The organism is Paractinoplanes ovalisporus (assembly GCF_016834655.1).
In the GTDB taxonomy this organism is placed as follows: Bacteria; Actinomycetota; Actinomycetes; order Mycobacteriales; family Micromonosporaceae; genus Actinoplanes; species Actinoplanes ovalisporus.
In genome coordinates, this window is record NZ_JAENHP010000001.1 from 323,133 (window position 1) to 345,239 (window position 22,107).

At 70.7% G+C, this 22,107-nt stretch carries 20 protein-coding genes and 2 pseudogenes; 14 read left to right on the plus strand and 8 right to left on the minus strand.

Annotated elements, in window-relative coordinates; all coding sequences use genetic code 11:
• Nucleotides 1-175: 175 nt before the first annotated feature.
• Genes JIG36_RS01490 through JIG36_RS01505 form a run of 4 tightly spaced genes read right to left on the minus strand, consistent with a single transcriptional unit; the run spans nucleotide 176 to nucleotide 4,116 of the window.
• Entirely contained in the window at nucleotides 176-904 is a 729-nt protein-coding gene (locus JIG36_RS01490; RefSeq protein ID WP_203374138.1) for an ABC transporter ATP-binding protein, read from the minus strand.
• Nucleotides 888-1,757 (minus strand): ABC transporter permease, encoded by an 870-nt coding sequence (locus JIG36_RS01495; protein WP_203374139.1) that lies wholly within the window; start codon nucleotides 1,755-1,757, stop codon nucleotides 888-890. Before JIG36_RS01495 ends, JIG36_RS01490 begins: the two co-directional genes overlap by 17 nt.
• A complete protein-coding gene (locus JIG36_RS01500) occupies nucleotides 1,754-3,337 on the minus strand; it encodes a rhodanese-like domain-containing protein (protein ID WP_203374140.1) in 1,584 nt (527 codons plus the stop codon). The genes JIG36_RS01495 and JIG36_RS01500 overlap by 4 nt, the downstream gene beginning before the upstream one ends.
• 20 nt (nucleotides 3,338-3,357) lie before the next feature.
• On the minus strand, nucleotides 3,358-4,116 hold the full coding sequence (locus JIG36_RS01505; RefSeq protein WP_203374141.1) for an SDR family NAD(P)-dependent oxidoreductase: 759 nt from the start codon (nucleotides 4,114-4,116) through the stop codon (nucleotides 3,358-3,360).
• 292 nt (nucleotides 4,117-4,408) lie between these two features.
• Here JIG36_RS01505 and JIG36_RS01510 point away from each other — a divergent pair, with 292 nt between their 5' ends.
• Nucleotides 4,409-4,684: a hypothetical protein gene (locus JIG36_RS01510; protein ID WP_203374142.1), complete on the plus strand. Its 276-nt coding sequence runs from the start codon at nucleotides 4,409-4,411 to the stop codon at nucleotides 4,682-4,684.
• A gap of 1 nt (nucleotide 4,685) precedes the next feature.
• On the opposite strand, the gene JIG36_RS01515 is transcribed toward JIG36_RS01510, so the two are convergent.
• On the minus strand, nucleotides 4,686-5,801 hold the full coding sequence (locus JIG36_RS01515; protein WP_203374143.1) for a DUF3500 domain-containing protein: 1,116 nt from the start codon (nucleotides 5,799-5,801) through the stop codon (nucleotides 4,686-4,688).
• Nucleotides 5,802-5,840: 39 nt separating this feature from the next.
• Here JIG36_RS01515 and JIG36_RS01520 point away from each other — a divergent pair, with 39 nt between their 5' ends.
• Genes JIG36_RS01520 through JIG36_RS01550 form a run of 7 tightly spaced genes read left to right on the plus strand, consistent with a single transcriptional unit; the run spans nucleotide 5,841 to nucleotide 14,497 of the window.
• Nucleotides 5,841-6,617, plus strand: a complete 777-nt coding sequence (locus tag JIG36_RS01520; protein ID WP_307872516.1) for a (2Fe-2S)-binding protein — start codon at nucleotides 5,841-5,843, stop codon at nucleotides 6,615-6,617.
• The gene (locus JIG36_RS01525) at nucleotides 6,610-7,035 is read left to right on the plus strand and encodes a PPOX class F420-dependent oxidoreductase (protein WP_203374144.1); all 426 of its coding nucleotides are present in this window, start codon (nucleotides 6,610-6,612) and stop codon (nucleotides 7,033-7,035) included. Before JIG36_RS01520 ends, JIG36_RS01525 begins: the two co-directional genes overlap by 8 nt.
• A gap of 26 nt (nucleotides 7,036-7,061) precedes the next feature.
• Nucleotides 7,062-8,111: an effector-associated domain EAD1-containing protein gene (locus tag JIG36_RS01530; protein WP_203374145.1), complete on the plus strand. Its 1,050-nt coding sequence runs from the start codon at nucleotides 7,062-7,064 to the stop codon at nucleotides 8,109-8,111.
• Nucleotides 8,089-9,042: an AAA family ATPase gene (locus tag JIG36_RS01535; RefSeq protein ID WP_307872517.1), complete on the plus strand. Its 954-nt coding sequence runs from the start codon at nucleotides 8,089-8,091 to the stop codon at nucleotides 9,040-9,042. Before JIG36_RS01530 ends, JIG36_RS01535 begins: the two co-directional genes overlap by 23 nt.
• Nucleotides 9,039-10,229: a hypothetical protein gene (locus tag JIG36_RS01540; RefSeq protein WP_203374146.1), complete on the plus strand. Its 1,191-nt coding sequence runs from the start codon at nucleotides 9,039-9,041 to the stop codon at nucleotides 10,227-10,229. The genes JIG36_RS01535 and JIG36_RS01540 overlap by 4 nt, the downstream gene beginning before the upstream one ends.
• Nucleotides 10,226-13,546 (plus strand): type VII secretion protein EccCb, encoded by a 3,321-nt coding sequence (gene eccCb, locus JIG36_RS01545; protein WP_203374147.1) that lies wholly within the window; start codon nucleotides 10,226-10,228, stop codon nucleotides 13,544-13,546. The genes JIG36_RS01540 and eccCb overlap by 4 nt, the downstream gene beginning before the upstream one ends.
• Before the next feature lie 9 nt (nucleotides 13,547-13,555).
• The gene (locus JIG36_RS01550) at nucleotides 13,556-14,497 is read left to right on the plus strand and encodes a hypothetical protein (protein WP_203374148.1); all 942 of its coding nucleotides are present in this window, start codon (nucleotides 13,556-13,558) and stop codon (nucleotides 14,495-14,497) included.
• A gap of 13 nt (nucleotides 14,498-14,510) precedes the next feature.
• Here the strand turns inward: JIG36_RS01550 and JIG36_RS01555 are convergent, their stop codons facing one another.
• Nucleotides 14,511-15,539: an effector-associated domain EAD1-containing protein gene (locus tag JIG36_RS01555; RefSeq protein WP_203374149.1), complete on the minus strand. Its 1,029-nt coding sequence runs from the start codon at nucleotides 15,537-15,539 to the stop codon at nucleotides 14,511-14,513.
• A gap of 98 nt (nucleotides 15,540-15,637) precedes the next feature.
• On the opposite strand from JIG36_RS01555, the gene JIG36_RS01560 reads away from it, so the two are divergent.
• The 5 genes and pseudogenes from JIG36_RS01560 to JIG36_RS01585 all read left to right on the plus strand — a co-directional run bounded on the left by JIG36_RS01560 (nucleotide 15,638) and on the right by JIG36_RS01585 (nucleotide 19,485).
• On the plus strand, nucleotides 15,638-16,606 hold the full coding sequence (locus tag JIG36_RS01560; protein WP_203374150.1) for a hypothetical protein: 969 nt from the start codon (nucleotides 15,638-15,640) through the stop codon (nucleotides 16,604-16,606).
• 19 nt (nucleotides 16,607-16,625) lie between these two features.
• A pseudogene (locus tag JIG36_RS54760) lies at nucleotides 16,626-16,751 on the plus strand (ClpX C4-type zinc finger protein); the annotation flags it as partial.
• Nucleotides 16,752-17,192: 441 nt separating this feature from the next.
• Nucleotides 17,193-18,191: an SEC-C domain-containing protein gene (locus JIG36_RS01570; RefSeq protein WP_203374152.1), complete on the plus strand. Its 999-nt coding sequence runs from the start codon at nucleotides 17,193-17,195 to the stop codon at nucleotides 18,189-18,191.
• 16 nt (nucleotides 18,192-18,207) lie between these two features.
• Nucleotides 18,208-18,414: a hypothetical protein gene (locus JIG36_RS01575; protein ID WP_203374153.1), complete on the plus strand. Its 207-nt coding sequence runs from the start codon at nucleotides 18,208-18,210 to the stop codon at nucleotides 18,412-18,414.
• A 672-nt stretch (nucleotides 18,415-19,086) separates the two neighbouring features.
• Nucleotides 19,087-19,485: a DUF3592 domain-containing protein gene (locus tag JIG36_RS01585; RefSeq protein WP_203374154.1), complete on the plus strand. Its 399-nt coding sequence runs from the start codon at nucleotides 19,087-19,089 to the stop codon at nucleotides 19,483-19,485.
• Nucleotides 19,486-20,120: 635 nt separating this feature from the next.
• Here JIG36_RS01585 and JIG36_RS01590 read toward each other — a convergent pair.
• Nucleotides 20,121-20,879 carry a cation:proton antiporter domain-containing protein gene (locus JIG36_RS01590; RefSeq protein WP_203374155.1) on the minus strand — a complete coding sequence of 253 codons (759 nt, stop codon included), beginning with the start codon at nucleotides 20,877-20,879 and terminating at the stop codon, nucleotides 20,121-20,123.
• Between JIG36_RS01590 and JIG36_RS53095 the strand changes: the two genes are divergently transcribed.
• The gene (locus tag JIG36_RS53095) at nucleotides 20,872-20,997 is read left to right on the plus strand and encodes a hypothetical protein (RefSeq protein WP_268919485.1); all 126 of its coding nucleotides are present in this window, start codon (nucleotides 20,872-20,874) and stop codon (nucleotides 20,995-20,997) included. The genes JIG36_RS01590 and JIG36_RS53095 overlap by 8 nt on opposite strands.
• Here JIG36_RS53095 and JIG36_RS54605 read toward each other — a convergent pair.
• Nucleotides 20,974-22,053: pseudogene (locus tag JIG36_RS54605) on the minus strand (cation:proton antiporter); the annotation flags it as partial. The gene JIG36_RS53095 and the pseudogene JIG36_RS54605 overlap by 24 nt on opposite strands.
• Between the last annotated feature and the right edge of the window lie 54 nt (nucleotides 22,054-22,107).

A 22,107-nucleotide genomic window follows, 5' to 3' on the forward strand; every position in this document is an offset into this window, starting at 1 on the left:
GGAACAGGCACAGAGATCGCCCAATTCCGCGACAATGACCTCGGGGAGGCCCCCTGGGAGTGGTGGGTTTTTGTTGGGAGTTGATCTAGGGGGAGTTGATCCACGGGCGGATGCTTCAGGGGCGGATGCTCCAGCGGCGGTTAACCCCAGCGCGGTTGATCCAGCTGCGGCTGGCCTAGGGCGCCGCCGCAGTCGCCTGACCGACGCCCAGCCGGCCCAGCAACAACGCCCTCAACTCGGCGAACCGCCCATCCGTCCGCTGCCGCGGCTTCTCGATGTCCACGGTCACGTCCACGCCGATCGTGCCGCCGTCGAGAATCAGGATCCGGTCGGCGAGCAGAATCGCCTCGTCCACGTCGTGCGTCACCAGCAGCACCGCCGGGTTGTGCCGGCCGATCAGTTCGGCCACCAGGTCGTGCATGCGGATCCGGGTCAGCGCGTCCAGCGCCGCGAACGGCTCGTCCAGCAGCAGCAACCCGGGCTCGGTGGCCAAGGCCCGCGCCAACGCCACCCGCTGGGCTTCCCCACCGGAGAGCGTCACCGGCCACGCGTTCTGGTGTGACGCCAGCCCGACCTCGGTCAGCGCCCGCACCGCCCGCGACCGGTCCCGCCGAACGTGCCGGCTGCCGAGCACCACGTTGCGCCACACCCTTCGGGCCGGCACCAGCCGCGGCTCCTGGAACACCACTGACCTTGCCTTCGGCACCAGCACCCGGCCGTCGTCGGCGGCGTCCAGCCCGGCCAGGATCCGCAGCAGCGTCGTCTTTCCGGTGCCCGAAGGCCCCAACAGCGCCACCACATCACCCTGGTGCAAGCGCAGGTCTACGCCATTCAGGACGGCCCGGTCACCGAAAACCCTTCGTACGCCTCGGATGTCGACAACTGCTTCAGCCGATGGTGACACGGGGCCTCCAGGGCAGGGCGAAGTGCTCGGCCAGGCGCATCAGCACGTCGACCACGATGCCGAGCAGCGCGTAGATTCCGATGCCGGCGATGACGATGTCAGGGCGCTGGTTCTGGTTGGCGTTGTTCACGAGGTAGCCGATGCCTTCGAGCGCGTTGATCTGTTCGGCCAGCACCAGGGCCAGCAATGAGACCCCCGCCGCGTAACGCAATCCGGTCAGGGCGGCGGGCAGGGCGGTCGGCAGGATGACCCTCGTCGCGAGGCGCCAGCCGGTCAGGCCGAACGTCTGCCCGGCCTCGATGACCTTTTTGTCGACGCCACGGACGCCGTGATAGGTGTTCAGGTACATCGGGAACACCGTGGCCGCCGCGATGAGCGTCAGTTTCGGGGTCTCGCCGATGCCGAACCACGTGATGAACAGCGGCACCACGGCGATGAACGGGATCGTCCGCAGCATCTGCAGCGGCGCGTCGAAGACCTCCTCGCCGATCTTCCACAGTCCGGCGAACAGCCCGAGTGCGAGGCCGATGGTGACGCCGAGGGCCAGTCCGATCCCGGCCCGCTGCAACGAGGTCGGCAGGGCTGCTTGCAGGTCGCCGTTCGACCAGAGTTCCCCGTACGCGTCGAGGATGCGGCTGGGCGGCGGAAGAGTGAACTCGTCGGCCCACCCGAGCGCCGACGACGCCTGCCACAGCGCGATCAGCAGCGCCGGTACGAGGATGCGCAGCACCCGCCCGCGGTAGGTGCGCCAAGCCACGCCGGCCCGGCTGCGGCCGCCCCGGGGTGAGAGGTCTTCGACGGCGGCCGGTGGGGTGGCCGCGACCGGTGGATGTTCGAGTTCGCTGACGCTCATGGGAACGCCCGGAAGGGGACGGTGTCGTCGGCGCGCAACTCCTCGACCAGGCCCAGTTCCCACGCCAGGTAGCGCCGGAACCCGGCCTTGCGGCGCTCGGGGTCGGTCTCGCGCCAGCCGTTGGCGACGGCGTCGTCCGGTGTGTGCAGCCATGCCGGCTCCTCGCTGGTGAGCGGACGGCCCTCGGCCCGCCAGGCCGCCGTGCCGCCGTCGAGCACCCGCACCGGGCGGTCGGTGGCCTCGGCCAGGTCGGCCGCGGCGTAGCGGGCGAGCAGACCGTCCTCGCTGGTCAGCAGGATCGGGCCGGTGCCGCCGATCGCGCCTGCCGAGGCCGAGAGCCGCGACCGCAACGCCCACACGGCCCCGGGCAGGTGGGCCGCGCGGTAGTCGTGGCTCGGCTGCAGATCGACGACCGCGAACTCCCCGGTCACGTCGGCCGGCGCGACCGCCTCGACGTCGGGGACGGCCAGCGGCGTACGGGGAACCGGGCCTTCTTCGAGGGCCTGACCGGCGAACGCGTCCTCCAGCACGAACACCTCGCCCCAGCCGAACTGCTCGATCCAGGAGGCGGCCACGGTGGCACGGACCCCGTCGTTGTCGACCAGCACGATGCGGGCGTGGTGGGTGGCGATGTGCCGGAACACCCACGGCGCCACGTCCCAGCTCGGCGCCGAGGTGGCGCCGGGCAGGTGACCGGCTTCGAACTCCTCCGGCGTGCGCACGTCCAGGACGTACAGGGAACGCTTGTCGCTCTCGGCCCGGAACTGCTCCAGCGTGGCCCGGTCGATCGACCGGAGACCGAACTTCTCGCGGAACCGCTGCGCCGCCGCGTGGGCGGCCTCCAGCGCGGCCCCGCTCGGCTCGGGTGCGAGCGAGTGCCGGCCGTGTTCGAGGTCGTGCCCTTCCAGGACCCAGGACTGGGTGCCGCCCTCGAGCGAGACGACCCGGTTGGGCAGCCCGGCGTTGATGAGGACCTGCGCGCCGAGGATGCTGCGCGTACGGCCGGCGCAGTTGACCACGACCAGCGTGTCGGGTGAGGTCACCACCTCGGCCGCGCGGTAGACAAGCTCGGCGCCCGGGATCGAGGTGCCGCCGGGCAGGCTGTGGTTCTCGAACTCGCCGATCGGGCGGCTGTCGAGCAGCACCAGATCTTCCCCGGCGGCCCGCTTGCGCCGGAACTCCTCGACGGTGAGGTGGGGCGTGTCGTACACGTCCTCGATCCACTCGCCGAAGGCCTGGCCGATGACGTGGTCGCCACCGGTCTGCACCTTGTATCCGGCGCCGGCCCAGGCCTTCAGGCCGCCGTCGAGCACCCGGACGTCGGTCCAGCCGAGCTTCAGCAGCTTGTCGGCGGCGCGGGTGGCCAGGTCCTCGTCGCCGCCGTCGTAGACGACGACCGGGGTGCTGCGGCGTGGGATGAGCGCGTCGGCGCGCAGTTCGAGCACGCTGAGCGGGAGCGAGACGCCGAGCAGGATGGAGCCGCGCTCGGCGGTGACGCGGGGTTCGCGGGCGTCGACGAGCGCGTACTCGCCGGTGCCCTGGAGAAGGGTGTGCAGTTCTTCGGCGGTCAGGCCGGCCATGACGGGTCCCCCTTGGACGGTCAGTAGTAGATGAAGCCGGGGATGCCGCCGCCGGCGACGATGCCGTCCCCGGTGATGGCGACGCTGCGCGGCGAGGCGAGGAAGGCGACGACCCAGGCCACCTCTTCGGGCTCGACGATCCGGCCGATGACGTTGTCGGGCACCGCGTTCTGCTCGGCCAGGTCGTTCCAGCGGTCGGTGCGGGTCGGGCCGGGGTGGACGACGGTGACGTTGATGCCGTGCCGGCCGAGCTCGTCGGCGACGTTCTTGGTGAGCGCGGTGACACCGGCGTTGCGGACGGAACCGATGACCGAGACGGTCTGGCGCGAACCCGTGCCGCTGATGTTGATGATGCGACCCCAGCCGTTCTCGATCATCTGCGGCGCGATCGCGCGGATGGTGCGCAGGTAGCCGATGACCTTGACGTTGATCTGGCGCTGGAACCACTCGTCGGTGGCCTCGGTGAAGCTGCCGCCGTGCTGGGCGGGTTGTTCGGCGGCGTTGTTGACCAGGATGTCGACGCCGCCGCCGAGCTCGCGGCGGGCGGTTTCGGCCAGGGCCCGTACGGAGGTGTCGTCGCCGGTGTCGGCGACCACGGTGACCACGTCGGCGCCGATCTCGTCGCGGATGCGCCGGGCGGCCTCGGCCAGAACCTCGCCGCGCCGCGAGGTGATGGCCACGGTGGCGCCCTGCCGGGCGAGTTCCAGGGCGATGGCATAGCCGATGCCGGTGCCGCCGCCGGTGACGAGGGCGCGTTTTCCTGCAAGCTCGTTGCTCATGAGATCCGTTCGGTAGGTAGGGCGAACAGCCGGACCGCCGGGGGCGGTCACGGGTGGGCAGACAGGGATGGTGCTCGGATCTATGAGATCAACAAGCGGCCGCGACGACGCGCATCAGGTCGACTTCGCGTCGGCTGATCAGCGGGTTCGTCCGTGACATAAACCTACTGTACCGATAGGGATTGGGGGTTGGCAAGGGACCATCGGCCCCGACATTGATACGGCCCGCGCAACACCTGTGACGGCCGGACGGGGCAACCCCGCGGCCCGAGTTGGGGAATGATGCCGGACTATGAGTTGGGAGCTGGTCAGATTTCTGCGTCTGCGGCTGGACGAGGACGAACACGTCGCCGCGGAGGGGGCTGAGCTGTGTCTTGACAGCACCGGGCCGCTGCTGGACGCCGTACGGGCCGTGGTGGATCTTTATGCCGATGTGGAAGCCCTGGACACGCCGGGTGGGTGCGGGGCCGACGCCTTCGCGGCCGGGCGGGCGGCCGGGCTCGGGCTGGCCGTGCGCACGCTCGCCGCGGCCTACCATCACCACCATCCGGCGTTCCTCGACATGTGAATCAGTGGTGGTGGTGCTCCCGGTGGGTGCGCAGCACGTCGAGGCCGAAGTCGTTGTCCGGGTTCCGCCACACGGAGTGCGCGTGGTTGGCGTTGCGCTGCGTGTTGTCCCACTCGAGCAGCAGTCCGGGGCCCTGCACGCGGTAATAGTGCGGCGCCCCCGGCTCGGTCGGGCCGGCCCACGCGAAGTGCACGGCGTCCAGCGCGGCATCGTCGTACGAGGGCGCGACGGCTTCCGGAACCCGGCCGAAGTAGGTTCCCAGCAGCGCCCGCAGCAGGTCACGCTGGGCGGGTGACATGCCGGAACCAGGCACCCCTTTCGCCCGTACGGTGTATTCCAGCGCCCGGTGCTCCGGTTCCCCATAGCCGGCCGCCTCGTCGATGGCATCGCTCGACTTCTGCAGTTTCGCCTGCTCGACGGGGTCGGAGAACTCCTCGTCGCGCCAGATGCCGACCAGCGGGATGACCCGGTCACCGTCGGCGATCGACGTCCGGTTGCCGGTCACCAGGTCGGAGGGTGCCCGGTCGGACAGGATCGCGGCCGGCCCGATCGAGACGGCCAGGTCGCGGGCCAGATCCTCGACGCGGGCCAGGGGCCGGTTGACCGCCCCGCCCAGCAGCTCGGACGAGGCCGGGTCGGCGCCCATGAACAACGGCGTCACCGAGACCAGCGCGCCGTCGACGATCAGGTTGTTGAGCGACACGTGGTGCCCGCCGAACCGCCAGCCCCAGGTGCCGCCCTCGGCCGGGTCGCCGAACACCCTCAGGTAATAGAGCCCCGGGTCGCGGCCGCGTTCCCGGTCGAACCGGGTCACGAAACCCTCGGAGTGGTCGAGCACGTTCTCGAGGCCGATGGTGGTGGCCACCGTGACGTAGCCGGCCCGCGACAGCCCGGTGGCCACGAGACGCATCGCCGCCTGCTGCTGGGCCGGCCGCTGCTCGTGCAGGGTGAGCCCACCGTGATCGGTCGGCGTGTAGAACCAGCGGCGCCGCTCGGAGTCCGACGCGTCACCCGAGGGCACGGCCCCGACGGCGGTCTCCCGCTGCTCGGCCGTCAGCAGCCCCACCCACGCCCGCGCCGCCTCGGCCATCGCCGCGGCCACCTGCTCGTTTCCCATGAGCCCAACCTACGACGCCCGGCCCGTAGAGTGGGCGTCGTGCCGGGTTCCGAGATCGATGCCGGGGCGGCGCTCGCGGCGGCCGCCCGGTTGGGCCCCTATTTCGCCTGGGAGCCGGTCGACGACGATCCCGGCTGGCGGCCGCTGACCGACCTGCTCGACCCGGAGGTGATTGCCGAGCGGGTCGGGGCCGGGCAGCAAGTGCTGATGCGCATGTCGGGCCTCGGCACGGATGCGATCGGCGAGCGGGTGGTCGCGTCGACGATCTTCCTCGGGCTCGCGTCGCGCCTCGTGTCACCGCTGCTGGCGGCGGCCGCGCTCTCCGGAACACTCCCCCGGGCCGACCCTGACCGGATGTGGTGGCGCGCGGTCGGGAGCGGGCCACTTCCCCTCGCGTACGGGGAAACGGGTGTCACCACGCACCACGAAGATCTGCTGACCCTGGTCGGGCCCGTGCTCGACGTTTTCCAAGCCCGCTACGTGCTGTCGCCGCAGGTGTTGTGGGGCAACGTGGCCTCGGCGCTGGGCGGCGCGGCCGGGATGATCGCCGACAACGCCCACGACCCCGTCGCCGCCGAACGCGCGGCCGGCCTGGTCGCTGAGCTGCTGACCCAGCCCCCGCTGCGCGGCATGGCGACGCTGCACCACCCTGATCCGGGCCGCGCCCGCTGGTTCCTGGAGCGCCACAACTGCTGCCTCTACTACCGCATCCCGGGCGGCGGCACCTGCGGCGACTGCGTGCTGACCCCCGCCGCCGACCGGCAGCGGCACTGGCGGGCGGTGCTGAGCCGCGGTGCACAATGGCCGGGTGACTGATTTCGATCCGCGGGCCCTGCTCGCCGAAAGCCGCCTCGGAGTGCTGGCCACCCTCAAGTCCAGCGGGCTGCCGCAGCTCTCCCCCGTCACACCGTTCTATGACCGCGAGGGCGAACGCATCCTCGTGTCGGTCGTCGAGGGCCGGGCCAAGACGGCCAACCTGCGCCGCGACCCCCGGGCCGCCCTCGAGGTGACCAGCGCCGACGGCCGCTCGTGGGCCACCGCCGAGGGCACCGTCGACCTGATCGGCCCGGGCGACGACCCGAACGGTCCCGAGGTGGAGGCGCTGGTCGACTACTACCGGCGGGCCGCCGGCGAACACCCCGACTGGGACGAGTACCGCTCGGTGATGGTCGCCGACCGCCGCGTGTTGCTGGTCCTGAAGGTCGACCACGTCTACGGCCAGCGCATCGGCTGAACGGCGGAAGCCGTCCATAAGGGTGCTTGCCGCGGCGCACGGCCGATGCTCTACTGACGGGCGACCACGGAGGTGCAGAGATCAGCGGCCGCACGACCCGGGAGCTCACCGGTCCACAGCTACAGAGCCTCGAAGCGGCGATCCTCGACGCCTACCGCACATTGGACGCGCTCGAACGTCTGCTCGTGTATTCCCTGGACCGGCAGCTGTCGCACCACGCTGACCTGCACTCCCCGCTGCCCATGGTGGTCTTCCGGCTCCTCGGAGCCGCGCGCGGCGAGGGCTGGCTGGCCGCGCTGATCGAGGCGGCCCTGGTCGACCGGGCCGGCAATGTCGCGCTGAGCCGCTGGGCCGCCGAGTGCTGGTCCGGCGACCCGGCCGTACCGCAGCCGGCGCCGCCCGCCGACCAGCAGGTGCTGGACAGCGCCTTCTTCGACCTCGAACCGCTCAAACGCCAGGTCATCAAGGCAAAAAGCCGCGCCACCATCCCGGTTCTCGGTTTCGGTCTGCACGACGTCGACCAGCTGGTGGTCAACAAGCTCTGCGCCTGGCTGCCGCACTGCCTGGGCGAGACCGAGCGCAAGGACTGGTTGCACCTGCGCCCCGACCGCGGCGCCGTCGACCTGCGCCTCAAGCAGGTCCTCCGCTACCTGCCCGACCTTGAGCTGGTCAACGTGGTGTGCCCGATTCTCACCGAGGGGGCGACCGGCGCGGCCGTGGCGGCGTTCTGGGACGGCATCGGCGAGCACTTCGGCGCCCACGAGTACAGGTTCGTCGCTCTGTTCGTCGGGCCGGTGCACCCCGACGGCGTCGAAGTGCTGCCCCAGGCCGCCGCCGACGAGACCGACCTGACGCTGTGGGCCCAGCAGATCGTGTCGCACCGGGGATGGCCGCCGATGCTGGCCGAGTCGTGGACGTCGCTCATCGTCGAGCAGTGCTCGACCGGCACCGGCCTCGACATGCGGATGCTGTTCGAGGCCATGGACAGCTCGATCCGTGACGTTCGTCAATCGCCGGCACAGTTCCGGCGACAGCTGGAGGAAGTGGGAAGCCGTGCAGACCCGTCACCGCGTTGACACCTCGCTGTGGTTCGACCCGGGCGACGACCTTCCGCCGTCGCGGGCCATCGAGGACGTCACGGCCGACATCGCCACCAGCGGGCTCCCACCGATGCGCACGGTCGACCGGGAGCCGTACCGCTTCACCGACCCGCTGAAGGCCGCGGTCAATCTGGCGGTCAGCATCGGCCGGCCGTTGCTGCTGCAGGGCGACCCCGGTGTGGGCAAGACCCGGCTCGCCCACGCCATCGCGTACGCGCTCGGCCTGCCGCTCGAACAGGCGCACATCAAGTCGACCAGCAAGGGCAAGGACCTTCTTTATGCGTACGACGCCGTGCGCCGGCTGCACGACGCACAGCTGCGCATCCGTCGCCGCAAGGATGACGTGCGCGACTACATCCGGCTCGGGCCGCTCGGCCGGGTCATCGCCCGCGCCCACCACGGCCGCCGCTCGGTGCTGCTCATCGACGAGATCGACAAGGCCGACCTGGACTTCCCCAACGACCTGCTGCGCGAGCTGGACGAGCTGGCGTTCGGCGTCGACGAGGTGCCCGGCTGGGAGCACGCGGTGCCCCGCGACCGGCCCGACCTGCGGCCGATCATCGTGGTCACCAACAACGAGGAGAAGACGCTGCCCGGCGCCTTCCTGCGGCGGTGCATCTTCCACTACATCGAGTTCCCGGCCGGACGCGACGACCTCGACGCGATCCTGAGCATGCACGGCGTCACCCGGCCCGACCTGCGCGCCGCCGTCATCGACGTGGCGGGTCGGCTCCGCGAGATGGACCTGGTCAAGCGCCCGGGCCTGAGCGAACTGCTCGACTGGGCGGGCTTCCTGCAGGCAGTGGACACCCCGGCCGAGAAGGTGGGGAGCCTGCCCTACCGCGACGCCCTGCTCAAGCAGCGCACCGACCAGGTGCGGGCCACCGAGCGACTGACCCGGCGATGACCGGCGCCGACCTGCCCGGCTTCGTGGGGGAACTGGTCGTCCGGCTGCGGCGGCGCGGGCTGCCGATCGGGCTGGACGATTGTCTGGCGCTGCGGTCGGCCCTGGCCGCGGGCTTCGGGATCGGGTCGTCGGCCGACTTCGAGCAGCTTCTCACCAGCTTGTGGGGCAAGTCGCTCAGCGAGCAGGAGACCATCAGCGCGGTGCTGGCCGGCGTCGAGATCCCGTTGTGGGACACGGCCGCCCCGGCGGACGAAGCGCCCCACACCGACCGGGCCCCGGACGACACCCCGGCCCTCGACGACGACCGGGAAGCCTCCGCGCCGGCCCGGCCCGCTCCCCCGCCGGAACCGCCGGCCCCCGAGGTTCCGGTGGTGCAGCCGATGACCGGCATGACCCTGCTGCCACCCAGCACCGGCCAGTCCGACTCGTCCCTGGCCGTCACGGCCCAGTTCCCCCTGACCGCCCGCGAGATCGCCCAGACCTGGCGCCGCCTGCGCCGGCCGGTGCGCTACGGCGTCGCGACCGAGGTCGACCTGGACGGCACCCTCGACCGATACGGGCGGACCGGCGTCTTCGAGGGCCCGGTGCTGATCCCGCCCCGGCGCAACACCGCCCGCCTGCTGCTGCTCATCGACCGGCACGGCTCGATGACCCCGTACGAGCCGTACGTCGAGCACCTGGTCCACGAGATCCGCAACGCCGGCCGCCTGGAGTCCATCGCCACCTGGTATTTCCGCAACCTGCCGAGCAACCGGGTCGACACCGGCGTGCTGGGCGACCTGCCCGACCCGTTCGACCCGCGGATCGACCCGGTGCTCGACCGGATCGCGCCGATGGCCACGGGCCGCCTCTACGCCGACCCCGACCTGACCCAGCCCCGCCCGTTCCCGGCGGTGCTGGCCGACACCGCGCCCGGCACGACCGCCGCGGTCATCAGCGACGCCGGCGCGGCCCGGGGCACCCTGCAGACCGGTCGCCTGATCGGCACGGTGGCCATGGTGAAGGCGTTGCGGGCGGTGCCGTGCCCGGTGTCGTGGATCAACCCCGTTCCGGCCGCCCGCTGGGTCTCGACCACGGCCGAGCAGGTGGCCCGGCACGTGCCCATGTCGCCGCTGACCGCCGAGGGCCTGCATCGGGCGGTCGACGCGCTGCGTGGCCGCCCCCACCGCACGGAGCGTCCCCTGTGAGCGCCTGGACCACGACGTCGCCGGCCACGAGCGTGCTCTACCAGGCCCGGACGCTGCTCACACCCGGCGCGTTGGAGCTGGCCTGCCACGCGGCGGTCCCGGCCGTTCTCGACGCGGGTTTCCTGCACCTGTTACGGGTCAACTTCTTCATCGACCCGCCGGTGGTGCTCGGCTACGACGTCGAGGCCGAACTCCTGCACTCGCCGCTGTTCCAGGAGGCGGGCGACGGCCTGTACGAGGTCGATCCGCCGCTGCGGCGCCGCCTGCTGGCCGGCCTGGACGCGGCGTACGGTTTCGAACGCCTGCGCAAAGTGGCCCTGTTGCTGGAGCAGTACACCAACCACGAGGAACCGTGGCAGCCGCGCGAGCTCGAGTACGCCCAGCGGCTGACCGCGCTGAGCATCGTCGAGCCCGGCCGCGCGGCCGACTGGCTGGCCGGCGCGCAGGGCAGCGTGCGTGGGCAGGAGGCACTGGGCCAGGAATGGTTCGTCGCCATGCGCGAACGCCTCACCGACCAGGCCACCCCGCCGGCCAACCTGGCCGAGGAGACCGCGCGCCTGCTGGCCCGGATCTCCGTCGAGTCCGTCCATGCGCTGGGCCAGCTCGCGCTGCTGCCCGGGGCCGACCTGGCCGAGATCACCAATGCCCTGGCGGGACTGGTCTCCCACTCCGACCCGGCCGTCTCATCGCTGGCCACCGAGGTCCAGCGAACGCTGCGCGACGTCTTCGGGCCCGGAATCCCTCCGGACGCCCGGAGGCCTGACGCCGGGACGACGCTGCTCGACCTTCTCGGCCTGAGCGGCGGGTCGTCGGCCGAGCTGCGTCAGGTCATGAGCCGGCCCCGGCCCGCACAGGAGAACCTGCGGGTGCCGATCGGCGAGACCACTGACGGATCCCCGGTGCTGCTCGACCTGAAGGAGTCGGCGCTGGGCGGGATGGGCCCGCACGGCCTTCTGATCGGCGCCACCGGATCCGGGAAATCCGAGCTGCTACGCACGCTGGTGACGGCGCTGGCGATCACCCACTCGTCCGAGGCGCTGAATTTCGTCATGATCGATTTCCGTAGCGGCGCGACGTTCCATCAGCTGGACACCCTTCCCCACACGGCCGCGGTGATCACCAACCTGTATCTGGATCCGTCGCTGCTCGGCCGCCTGTCCGACGCTCTCGTCGGTGAGCTCGTCCGGCGGCAGGAGTTGCTGCGGTCGTCCGGCAATCTGGCCAGCCGACGCGAATACGTCATGGCCCGGGGTGAGGATGGCAGCCTGCCGTCGTTGCTGATCGTCGTCGACGAATTCTCCGAACTGCTCGCGGCCCGGCCCGACCTGATCGACACTTTCCTGCAGATCGGCCGGGTCGGCCGGTCGCTCGGCGTGCACCTGCTGCTGGCGGGTCAGCGGTTCGACGACGGTCGGCTGCGGGGGCTCACCACACATCTCTCGTATCGGATCTGCTTGCGCACGGCCTCAGCGGTGGATTCGCGGGCCATGATCGGCACGACCGATGCTTACGAGTTGCGGCTGGCACCGGGTCAGGGCTATGTCCGAGAGGACGGCGGTCCCCTGGTTCAGTTCCAGGCGGCCTACGTCTCGGGTGCCGGGCAGTCCTCCGGAAGCGGCTTCGGGAACGCGTCGTTGCTGGAGGTCGTCGTGGAGAGCCTGCGAGGCTCGGGGCCGACCGCCCGGCAGGTGTGGCTGCCGCCGCTTCGCGGATCGGTGACTCTCGACGTTCTGGCCGGTGACGTGATCATCGACGAGAAACGAGGCCTCACCTACGCCCGCAGCGAGTGGCGTGACGCCGTACGCGTGCCCCTCGCCGCGATCGACCGACCGCTGGACCGGCGGCGCGACGTGCTGCGACTGGATCTGGGCGGCAGCAACGGACACGTCGGAATCGTCGGTGCCAGTCGCTCCGGGAAGGGAACGGCGCTCCGGACGTTCGTCTGCTCCCTCGCGCTCGCCCGCACCCCCGACGAGGTGCACGTCTACTGCCTCGATCTCGGCGGCCACGACGTCCTCGCCCCACTGCGGCGGTTGCCTCACGTCGGAGGGGTGGCGGAGTCGAGGGACGCCAACGCGGTCCGGGAGACCGTCGCTCAGATGATCAACCTGGTCGACCGGCGTGAGCGGCTGCTCACCAAACTTGGTCTGACCTCTATCGACGCCTACCGCGCCCAGCCGCACCACCAGAACCTTCCCGACGTCTTCCTGGTCGTTGCCGACTGGGCCGCCCTCCGTTACGAGCATCCGGACCTCGAGCCGGTCATCATCAACAATGTCGTCCGGCGCGGGCTCACCTACGGCGTCCACGTCGTGGCTACCGCGAAACGCTGGGAGGACTTCCGAGCTGACTTCGGGGATCTGCTCGGCACCCGCGTCGAACTGCGGCTCGACGATCCGGCCGACTCGGTCATCGATCCCCGGGCGGCGGCTGAGTTGCCGCACTCCCCCGGCCACGGCATCACGCGGAACCCGGCCGATGGGACCAGGAGCCTGCATCTCGTGATCGCACGTCCCGAGCTGGAAGGCCGGAACGAGCGGGAGCTCATCCAGGCGATCGCCGACAACTGGCACGGTGCTCGTCCGCCGAATTGGCCGCCCCTTCCGCCCATCGTCCCGTACATGCAAATGATCTTCCGGCCGGAGGACGGTCTCCGGCTGCCGATCGGAATCGCCGAGGCCGACCTGCGGCAGGTGGACATCGACCTCGGGCTGGACCCGAACTTTCTCGTCTTCGGCGACCACGGCTGTGGCAAGACAACGTTTCTTCGAGCCCTGGCCCGGACGATCAGGCGCCGTTTCAACCAGGGCGAAGCCGAGATCGCCTTGATCGACTACCAGTCAGGCCTGCGGGGCATCACCGGGACCACCCACGCGAGTACCACCAGGGACGCCGAATCCCTGATCGCCCTCTACACCGAGGCTCTTCGGGCACGCATGCCGGGTCCCGAGGTGACAGCCGGCCGGCGTCGCGACCGTTCCTGGTGGGAGGGTCCTGAACTGTTCGTGCTCGTAGACGACTACGAGCTGCTGACCGACAGTCCGGACAACCCGTTGCTGCCGCTGATCCCGCACGTGTTGCTGGCCCGCGATATCGGTCTGCACATCATCCTCACCGCGCGTACCCGTGCCGCGGATGATCCCGTCCTGGAACGTCTGAGAAGGACCGAGACCCACGGCCTCGTCATGTCGGGCTCGCCAGAGACAGGCGCCCTGATCGGCGCCGCACGGCCGACACCGATGGCACCTGGGCAGGGCAGGCTGGTCACACACCAGAGCATCACCTCGATCCAGCTCTACCACCTGCCCCCATCCTGAGAGGACACCATGCCGGAGCTGGCCCACCAGGCCGACCGTATACCCGTCTCGGCCGCGCAGCTCGGCGCCTGGAGCGGGGAGAAGCTGGGCTCCACGCTGCGCCTGGCCGGCCCCTGCCCCGCGTGCCACCACGACGCGCAGGCGGCGGTCGCGTTGACCAGTACCTCGCTGGAGGGCAACACCTCCTCCCCCGCCCGGGCCACCCTGACTGTGGCGATGGCCTGCAACTGCGAGCGCGCCCACGACGGCTGGCCCGGCACTCCGCCGAAGGGCTGCGGCCGCACCTGGACCGCGAGCGCCCGCATCGCCGCCGACGACCAGGTGACGCTGGAACCCGCCGACGACCCCTACCTGGCCGAGGCCGCCGCCGCGCTGCGCACGACCGAGACCGGGCAGATCGACCGGCTGCGCGCCGCGGCCGAGAAGTGGATCGCTGGGATCACCGCCCTCTTCGGCATCGTCGCCGTGCTGGGCCTGACCCTGAGCGCCGACCAGATCCGCAAGCTCGCGGTCGGCGGCCGGATCACGGTGGCGCTGCTGCTGGCCGTGGCGGCGACGCTGGCCGGGGTGGCGATCGTCCGCGCCTACCAGGCCGCGTACGGGTGGCCGCGCACACGCTCGGTCGCCGACGACACCGAGCTGCTGGCCTGGTACGCCCGGCACCGCGCGCTGCCCGAGGCCACCGCCACCCGGCTCCGACAGGCCGTGACGGCGGCCGTCGCCGCGCTCGCCGCCCTGGTCGTGACGGGCGGCCTGACCTGGTTCCTGCCCGCCGCCAAACCCGACGCCCCGCTGCTCAAGGTGACCACCCGCGGCCAGGAGATCGTCTGCGGCACGCTGCTGTCGTCCACGGCGGACTCGGCCCTGCGGGTCCGGCGGGCCGACGACGGCACGGTGACCACGCTCGCGGTGACCGACATCGCCCGGGTCACCGCCACCGACAAGTGCTGAGGGCAGCGGCCGGTCAGGACGGTCGGTAGGCGCCGAAGACCGCCGCCGCCGGGACGGCCCGGTTGTGGTCGGGGCGGTGCCAGGTCGAGCGGTCCGGGTCGCCCGCCTGGTGGATCGCGGCCAGCTCCATGCCGAGCGTGAAGCACGGCGACCCGGACGAGCCCTCGTCGGTGTTGGCGGTGTGCCGCAGCCGGGTCCCGTTGGCGTTCACGTCGAGCACCTGCCCGAACGTGAGGCGTAACGGCTTGCCCTCGATGTGCTGGAGCACGAGCAGGTCGTCGCCGGCCCGCAGCGGTCCGGCGGCCACCCGCTCGATCCAGCCGCGTCGCCCGGCACCCGGTTCGGCCCGGTCGCCGACCGGTTCCCGGCCCGGTTCGCGGGCCAGCCGCAGCACGGCGAAGTCGAGTTCGTCCGGTGCCGGCTCACCGCCGTGCTCGTCGGCGGCGCTGTGCGGCGCGGCGGCGACCTTCCAGTCGTCGGCCAGTGCGATCGTCCGGCCGTCGAGCAGGTGCTCACCGACGTGCTTGTAGTCGAACCGCACGCTCACGTCGGCGGCGTCCAGGTCGCCGGTGAAGAGTTCCCGGACGACGTGGTAGCTGGTCATGCAGAGGTCGGGGCCGACGAGAAATCCGGTGCCCATCGCCACCGGGCCGGTCGCCGTCGACCGCTCGAACTTGCCTACCTGCCCCTCGACGGTGGCCAGCGCGGCCCGGAACAGGGCCGGGCGGATGTCGGGGGCCCGCTTGAGGATGGTCTCCAGGCCGCCGGTCTCGACCGCCACGTGCCGGCGCTGGGCGACCTCGAACAGCCGCTGCTCGGCCGGGCGGGACCGGCGGGCGGCGAGCACCAGCTGGTCGAGCCAGCCCTCGGAGTCGGCCGCCATGATCAGGTCGAAGACGATGGACTCGTAGTCGGCCTTCATGGTGATGCGGTGCAACTGCTTGTCGAGCCGGTAGAAGAGCATCTGCTTGAGCCGCTCGGGCTCGAAGGAGTCGAGGATCGCGTCGCTCAGCAGCCGAGCCGTCCCGCCGTCGATGGCCATGCCGCATCCTGCCACGACGGCCCGCACTGACATTTGTCACGCCGGATACCGGCTGTCCGGCACGCTGGCCGGGATATCGGCGGGTGTCCAGTAAAGACATGAAGCGTTATGCCGTTGCCCTGTTCTTTCTGGCGCCGCTCGTGGCCGAGTTTCTGCTCGGGAATCTGCCCATTGTGCTGCTGCCCGCGGTGCTCGCGCTGGCTCCGCTGTACGGCGGTGGGGCGCTGCTCATCCGGGAACTTGTGCGGCGGCGCGGGCTGGGCTGGCCGAACATCGTGATTCTGGGCGTGGCCTACGGCGTACTGGAAGAGGGGTTGACCACGCAGTCGCTGTTCAACCCGAACTATGCCGACCAGCACCTGCTTGTGGACGGGTTTGTGCCGGCGCTGGGCATCGCGGTTCCGTGGACGATCTTCGTGATCGGGCTGCACGTGTTCTGGAGCGTCGGCGCGTCGATCCTGATGGTGGAAAGCCTCGCCGGGGACCGACGCACCACGCCGTGGCTCGGGCGGACGGGGCTGATCGTGACCGGGGTGCTGTTCGCCGCGGGTATAACGATCAGCACGGCGATCAACATGTCGATGTGGCCCTACACCGCTACGGCCGGGCAGTTCGCGGCCACAGGGGTTGTTCTGGCGCTGCTCGTCGCGGCGGGGCTTCTGCTTCGCTTCCGGTTCCGGCCTCGCGGGGGCAGAGCACCTTCCCCTCGTACGGTGCTGGTCTGCACTCTGATCGCCGGCGCGCTGTTCATGGGACTCACCCTCGTGGACGTGCCGACCTGGGTGGGCGTGGCCGTGTGGGTGGCCGACGTGGCCGTCACGCTGACGCTGATCGCCCGCTGGGCGGCCCACGACGGGTGGAACGACATGCACTACCTCGCGATCGGCGCGGGTCTGCTGCTCACGTACGCGTGGCACTCCTTCGCCGAATCGCCGGTCGGGGCCACCGAGGTCGCCATCGATCTGGTCGGGAACGCGGTCTTCACGGCCGGGGCGATCGTGCTCATCTTTGTGGCCTGGCGCCGCACCCGCGTCAGGGATATCCTGACGGCGTCAGGGTTGGCCTGACGATCCGAAAGGAGACGCCATGACCACGGTGACCGTCACGCGCTGCTCGTTCTGCGGCAAGACCGAGGAAGAAGTGGCCCAACTGATCGCCGGGCCCGGGCCCAGCATCTGCGACGAGTGCGTCGGGCTCTGCAACGACGTGCTGGCCGGCAAGCGCCTCGAGGGCGTACGGCTGTGGGCCGACCAGTCCGATGAGGAGTTGCTGGCCACGATGGTCCGCGTCGCGTCGCTGAAGCACGACGTCGACCGGGCGGTGGGGCGAATCGCCCGCCTGTTGCGCACCAGGGGCACCACGTGGACCACGATCGGGGAGGCGCTGGGCATCACCAAGCAGTCAGCTTGGGAACGGTTCTCCGGGGAGGACTGAGCCCGCGCAACTGGGAGGACTGAGCCCCCGCGCGACTCGGAGGACTGAGCCCCCGCGACTGGGAGAACTGAGCCGGCACGACGGGCAGACTGACCTGGCGCGGCGGGGAGATCGGCGCCGGCGCGACGGGCAAACCGACCCGGCGCGGCAGGGAGATCTGCGCCATGCCGGAGTGTCGATCAATGGCCGGTGGAGCGCCCGGCGCAGTACGGTGGCGGCGTGGCGTTCAAAACCGAGCTGACCAGCGAAGACCTCAGTGACATCCGGCAGTCCGCACTCGGCGCGGCCGACCCGCTCGGCATTGCGGCCGACCTGGCCGACGCAGCCGAGGCGGGGCGACTCGCGGACAAGGACGATGCGGGCTATGCCCTCGCCCTGGCCGCCGAGATCGCGGAGAGCCGCAACAAGCTCGATGCCGCGCTCCGCTACGTGGAGCGCAGCGTCGAGGCGTACGGGGAAAGAGACGACAGCCAGGCCGGCGGCGCGCAGGCCCTGCGGGCTCGCATCCTGTTCCGCCTCGGCCGCACCGACGACGCGCTGGCCGCGCTGGAACCGTTGCGCCCGCTGCTGACCCGGCACACGGACGCGCCGGCCTACATCACGGCCGCTCTCGCCGCGGGCGGGCAGGCACGGGTGGCCCAGCAGTGGCTGACCGAGGCCGTGGAGCAGGCGCTGGCCGATTCCGGCAACACCGCCGAGCCGTCCTCGGCCGAGGACGCGGGCGTGCTCTTCTTCCTGCTGCAGCAGCGGCACCGGCTGCGCCACGCGCTCGGCCTGCAGCACGACACGCACGACAACCTGGCCGAGCGGCTCGAGACCCGGCTGACCAACGCGGGTGCCGCCACCGCGGCCGCGGCCGCTCCCGACCTGCTGTTCTTCCGGCAGCCCGAGTTCGACCGGCTGCTCGAGAAGCTGCCCGCGCTGGCCGAGCCGTTCGGCGCGAACTGGGACGAGCACCGCGGCATCCTCGAACGCGAGCTCGTACGCCTGACCACCGCGGGCCGGTCGGGGCTGACCCTGCTGCCGGCCACGGTGGTGGGCCTGACCGGGTTCGCCGGGGCCGACGGCGACCCGGCCGACGCCAAGGTGCGCGCGGGCTACGCCGAGCAGCTGGCCGGCCGCGAGGGGCAGATCCCGTGGCCGCCGGAGCGTAACGGCGCCTGCTGGTGCGGTTCGGGGCTGAAATACAAGAAGTGCTGCCTGCCGCGTTCGCGCTGACCCATACGATCGTGGGGTGACCGCTCCTGATGAGGATCCGCTGGTTCCCTATCAGGAGCCGTCGCCCGACGCGCCCGAAGAGCCCCGGCGCTCCGACTGGCGCTGGCTGATCGCGACGGTCCTCGTGCTGATCGTCGTCTGCGGTGGCGCCCTGTTGGTGTTGCACGCCTGGGTCGGCGACGGCATCGACCAGTACCTGGAGTCGGTCGCGCGCGAAAACTGAGCGCACCCCCCCAAACGCGCACCGCCCGAACACACACCGCCCAAACGCCCACCACTCGAACACGCACCGCTCGAACGCGCACCGCTCGAACGCGCACCGCTCGAACGCGCACCGCTCGAACGCGCACCGCTCGAACACGCACCGCTCGAACACGCACCGCTCGAACACGCACCGCTCGAACACGCACCGCCCGAACGCGCACCGCTCGAACACGCACCGCCCGAACACGCACCGCCCGAACACGCACCGCGCAAGCGCGCAGGGCCCGAACACGCACCGCGCAAGCGCGCAGGGCCCGAACACGCACCGCGCAAACGCGCACCGCCTCAACGCACACCGCCGGGACACGCACCACCCGAACACGCACCGCGCAAGCGCGCAGGGCCCGAACACGCACCGCGCAAACGCGCACCGCCTCAACGCACACCGCCGGAACACGCACCGCCCGAACGCATACCGCCCGAGCACACACCGCCCAAGCGCGCAGGGCCCGAACACGCACCGCGCAAACGCGCAACTAGCATTCGAGCACGCACCCTCCGAACGCACACCGCGCGCAAACGCGCATTAGCATTCGAGCGCGCAAACGAGCGCCCGAAGACTGAAGGCGCGAATGTGAATCAGCCGTCGGGGCGATCGACGGCGGCGCGTGGGTGATCCAGCATGGCGGGCATGGTCCTCGCCGTCGTCCTCGCGCTCATCGGTGCGTTCGTGATCTATCGCGGCGTACGGGAAATGATGCATCTGCGTCGCCTGCGTAGTGAGGGCCGGCAGACGTACGGGCGGGTCACGGGTCATCATCGGCGCACGAGCGGCAGCCGGTCGGTGGTCGTGAGCTGGACCGACGATTACGGCGCGACCCATGAGCTCACCAGCAACCTGTCGTCCTCGAAGCCGACGATGGAGATCGGGGAGACGGTGACCGTGCGCTACCTGGCCGGTGACACAGCGAGCGCCTGGATCGACGAGCGGCGCGAGAACGTCCGCAGCCTGTTGCTCACACTCATCCTGGGGCTGGGCTTCACCGCCGCCGGGGCGACGCTCGCGGTCAAGTCCGTCACGGGCAGCTGACAGCGTGGCCCGCGCTCACTGACGAGCAGCTGACAACAGCGCCGCGCTCACAAACGAGCAGATGAGGACATACGGCGCCACGCTCACAAACAAGCAGCTGACAACAGCGCCACGCTCACAAACGAGCAGATGAGGACATACGGCGCCACGCTCACAAACAAGCAGCTGACAACAGCGCCACGCTCACAAACGAGCAGCTGACAACAGCGCCGCGCGCACGAACGAGCAGTTGAGACAGACGGCGCCACGCTCGCAAACGAGCAGCTGACAACAGCACCGCACTAACGAACGAGCAGTTGAGGACGACGCCGCGCTCACGAACGAGCAGCTGACGACAACACCACGCTCACAAGAAAGCAGCTGAAGACGGCACCGCACTCACAAACGAGCAGCTGAAGACGGCAACGCACTCACAAACGAGCAGCTGAAGACGGCGCCGCGCTCACGAACGAGCAGCTGACGACAACACCACGCTCACAAGCAAGCAGCTGAAGGCAACGCCGCGCTGAGAACGAACAGTTGAGGACGGCGCCGCGCTCATGGACGAGCAGTTGAAGGCGACGCCTGCGCGTTTGAACGAGCGGTTGCAGGCGACGCCTGCGCGTTTGAACGAGCGGTTGAGGGGCGACGGCCGTTCATGAGCGGCTGACCAGGAACTGGCCGCGCATCTCGATGTCGATCTGGGACGCGTCCAGGTTGGCCAAGGCCAGCTCCAGGACGTCGGCGTCGAACGTGCCGTTGTCGCGGGCGTCCAGCAGGGCGGTGCGCTGAGCGTCGAGGACCTCCAGGCGATGCCGGCGGTTGGCGTCGAAGTCGTTCGGGTCGGGCGGCTCGGGAACGGCCGAGGCGCTCACCCGCATGAGCTCGAAGATGCGGTCGCGTTCGGCTCGGGAACGGGCGGCCGCTGCCTCCGGGTCCGGCTCCGGGGTGATCCGGCGCAGCAGCGGGCCGATCGTGCCGCCCTGGACGAGCAGCGACATCACCGCCACCGCGAACGCGATCAGCACCAGCATGGAACGCTGCGGGGTGTCCTCGGGGAGCGACTGGGCGGCGGCCACGGTGACCGCGCCGCGCATGCCGGCCCACACCACCGTCAGGCCCTCGCGCCAGCCCAGCGGCTCGCGCAGGAAGTATTCGATGGTGGCCAGGAAACGGGTCATCCGCAGCGCGAAACGGTCCAGGTCCTTCTGCGAGGCGGGGCGCCCGCGGTGGCTCATCCGCTGCAGCGTCTCCTGCTTGCCCTCGGGGGTGGTCATCCGTTCCTGCATGTCCTGGATCCGGCCCTGCATGGAGGCGTTCTGGCGAGCCCGGACGGCCAGGACGCCGAGGAGCGGAGCCACGTAGGCGGCCCGCACCAGCACGGTCAGGGCGAGCGCGCCGGCCGCGATGAGCACGGCGGGGGCGACCGGTGTGGTCCTGTTCGACGTTCTCGACGATGTGTTTGATCTGCAGGCCCATCGTCAGGAAGACGGCGCCCTCCAGGACGAGCTCGACCGTACGCCAGTTCTGTGAGTCGGAGAGGCGGTTGCGGGCGGACAGGTCGCGCGGCGCGCGGACGCCGGTGAACAGGCCAGCTACGACGGCGGCGACCAGGCCGGAGGCGCCGAGCAGGGTGGCGGGCACGGCGGCGGCGAACGGGACCGTGAACGAGATGACGGTGTTGACGGTCGAGTCGGTCACGCGGCGGCGGATCAGCAGGTTGAACCGCCCGACCAGCCAGCCGACCAGGCTCGCGGCCACCACCGACCAGGCGAACGTGCCGAGGGCGCTCCAGAACGAGAACATCGCGGCCGAGGCGACGATCGCCGTCCGCAGCAGGACGAGGGCGGTGGCGTCGTTGAGCAGGCCCTCGCCGTCGAGCATCGCCACTACCCGCTGTGACACCGGTGTCTGCTTGATGATCGAGGTGGCGACGGCGTCGGTCGGGCTGACGATCGCGCCCAGGGCGACGCCCCACGCGAAGCCCAGGTCGGGCACGGCCAGGTGGAAGAAAAGACCAAGGGCGAGCGCGCTGCCGACCACCAGCACGACGGACAGGCCGCCGATGGCGCCGAACTCGCGGCGGAAGTTCATCGCCGGCATCGCCACCGCCGACGAGTAGAGCAGCGGCGGCAGGACGCCCTCGAGAATCCATTCGGGCTCGATGTGCACCGCCGAGAAGACCGGCAGGAAGCTCGCCCCGACCCCGATCGCGACCAGCACCAGCGGGGAGGCGATGCCCAGGCGGGGACCGACGACGGTCGCGGCGGCGATCACGACGAGCGCGGTCACCCCGACCACGAGCAGTTCGGTCACGTTCCCAGACTCGCAGCAAGCGGCGCCCGGCGATCGTAATGTCGGCAATCTGGGCCGTACAGCCAAAGCGCCATCCAGGCCGCACCGCCAAAACACCATCCCGGCCACACCGCCAAAACACCATCCCGGCCACACCGCCAAAACACCATCCCGGCCACACCGCCAAAACACCATCCCGGCCACACCGCCAAAACACCATCCCGGCCACACCGCCAAAACACCATCCCGGCCGCGCCGCGAAACGCCATCCCGGCCAGGCCGCGAAAAGAGCATCTGGCCGCTCCGGCGAACCGGAGTATCATTCGCTTACACGTGTAAGCCACCCGC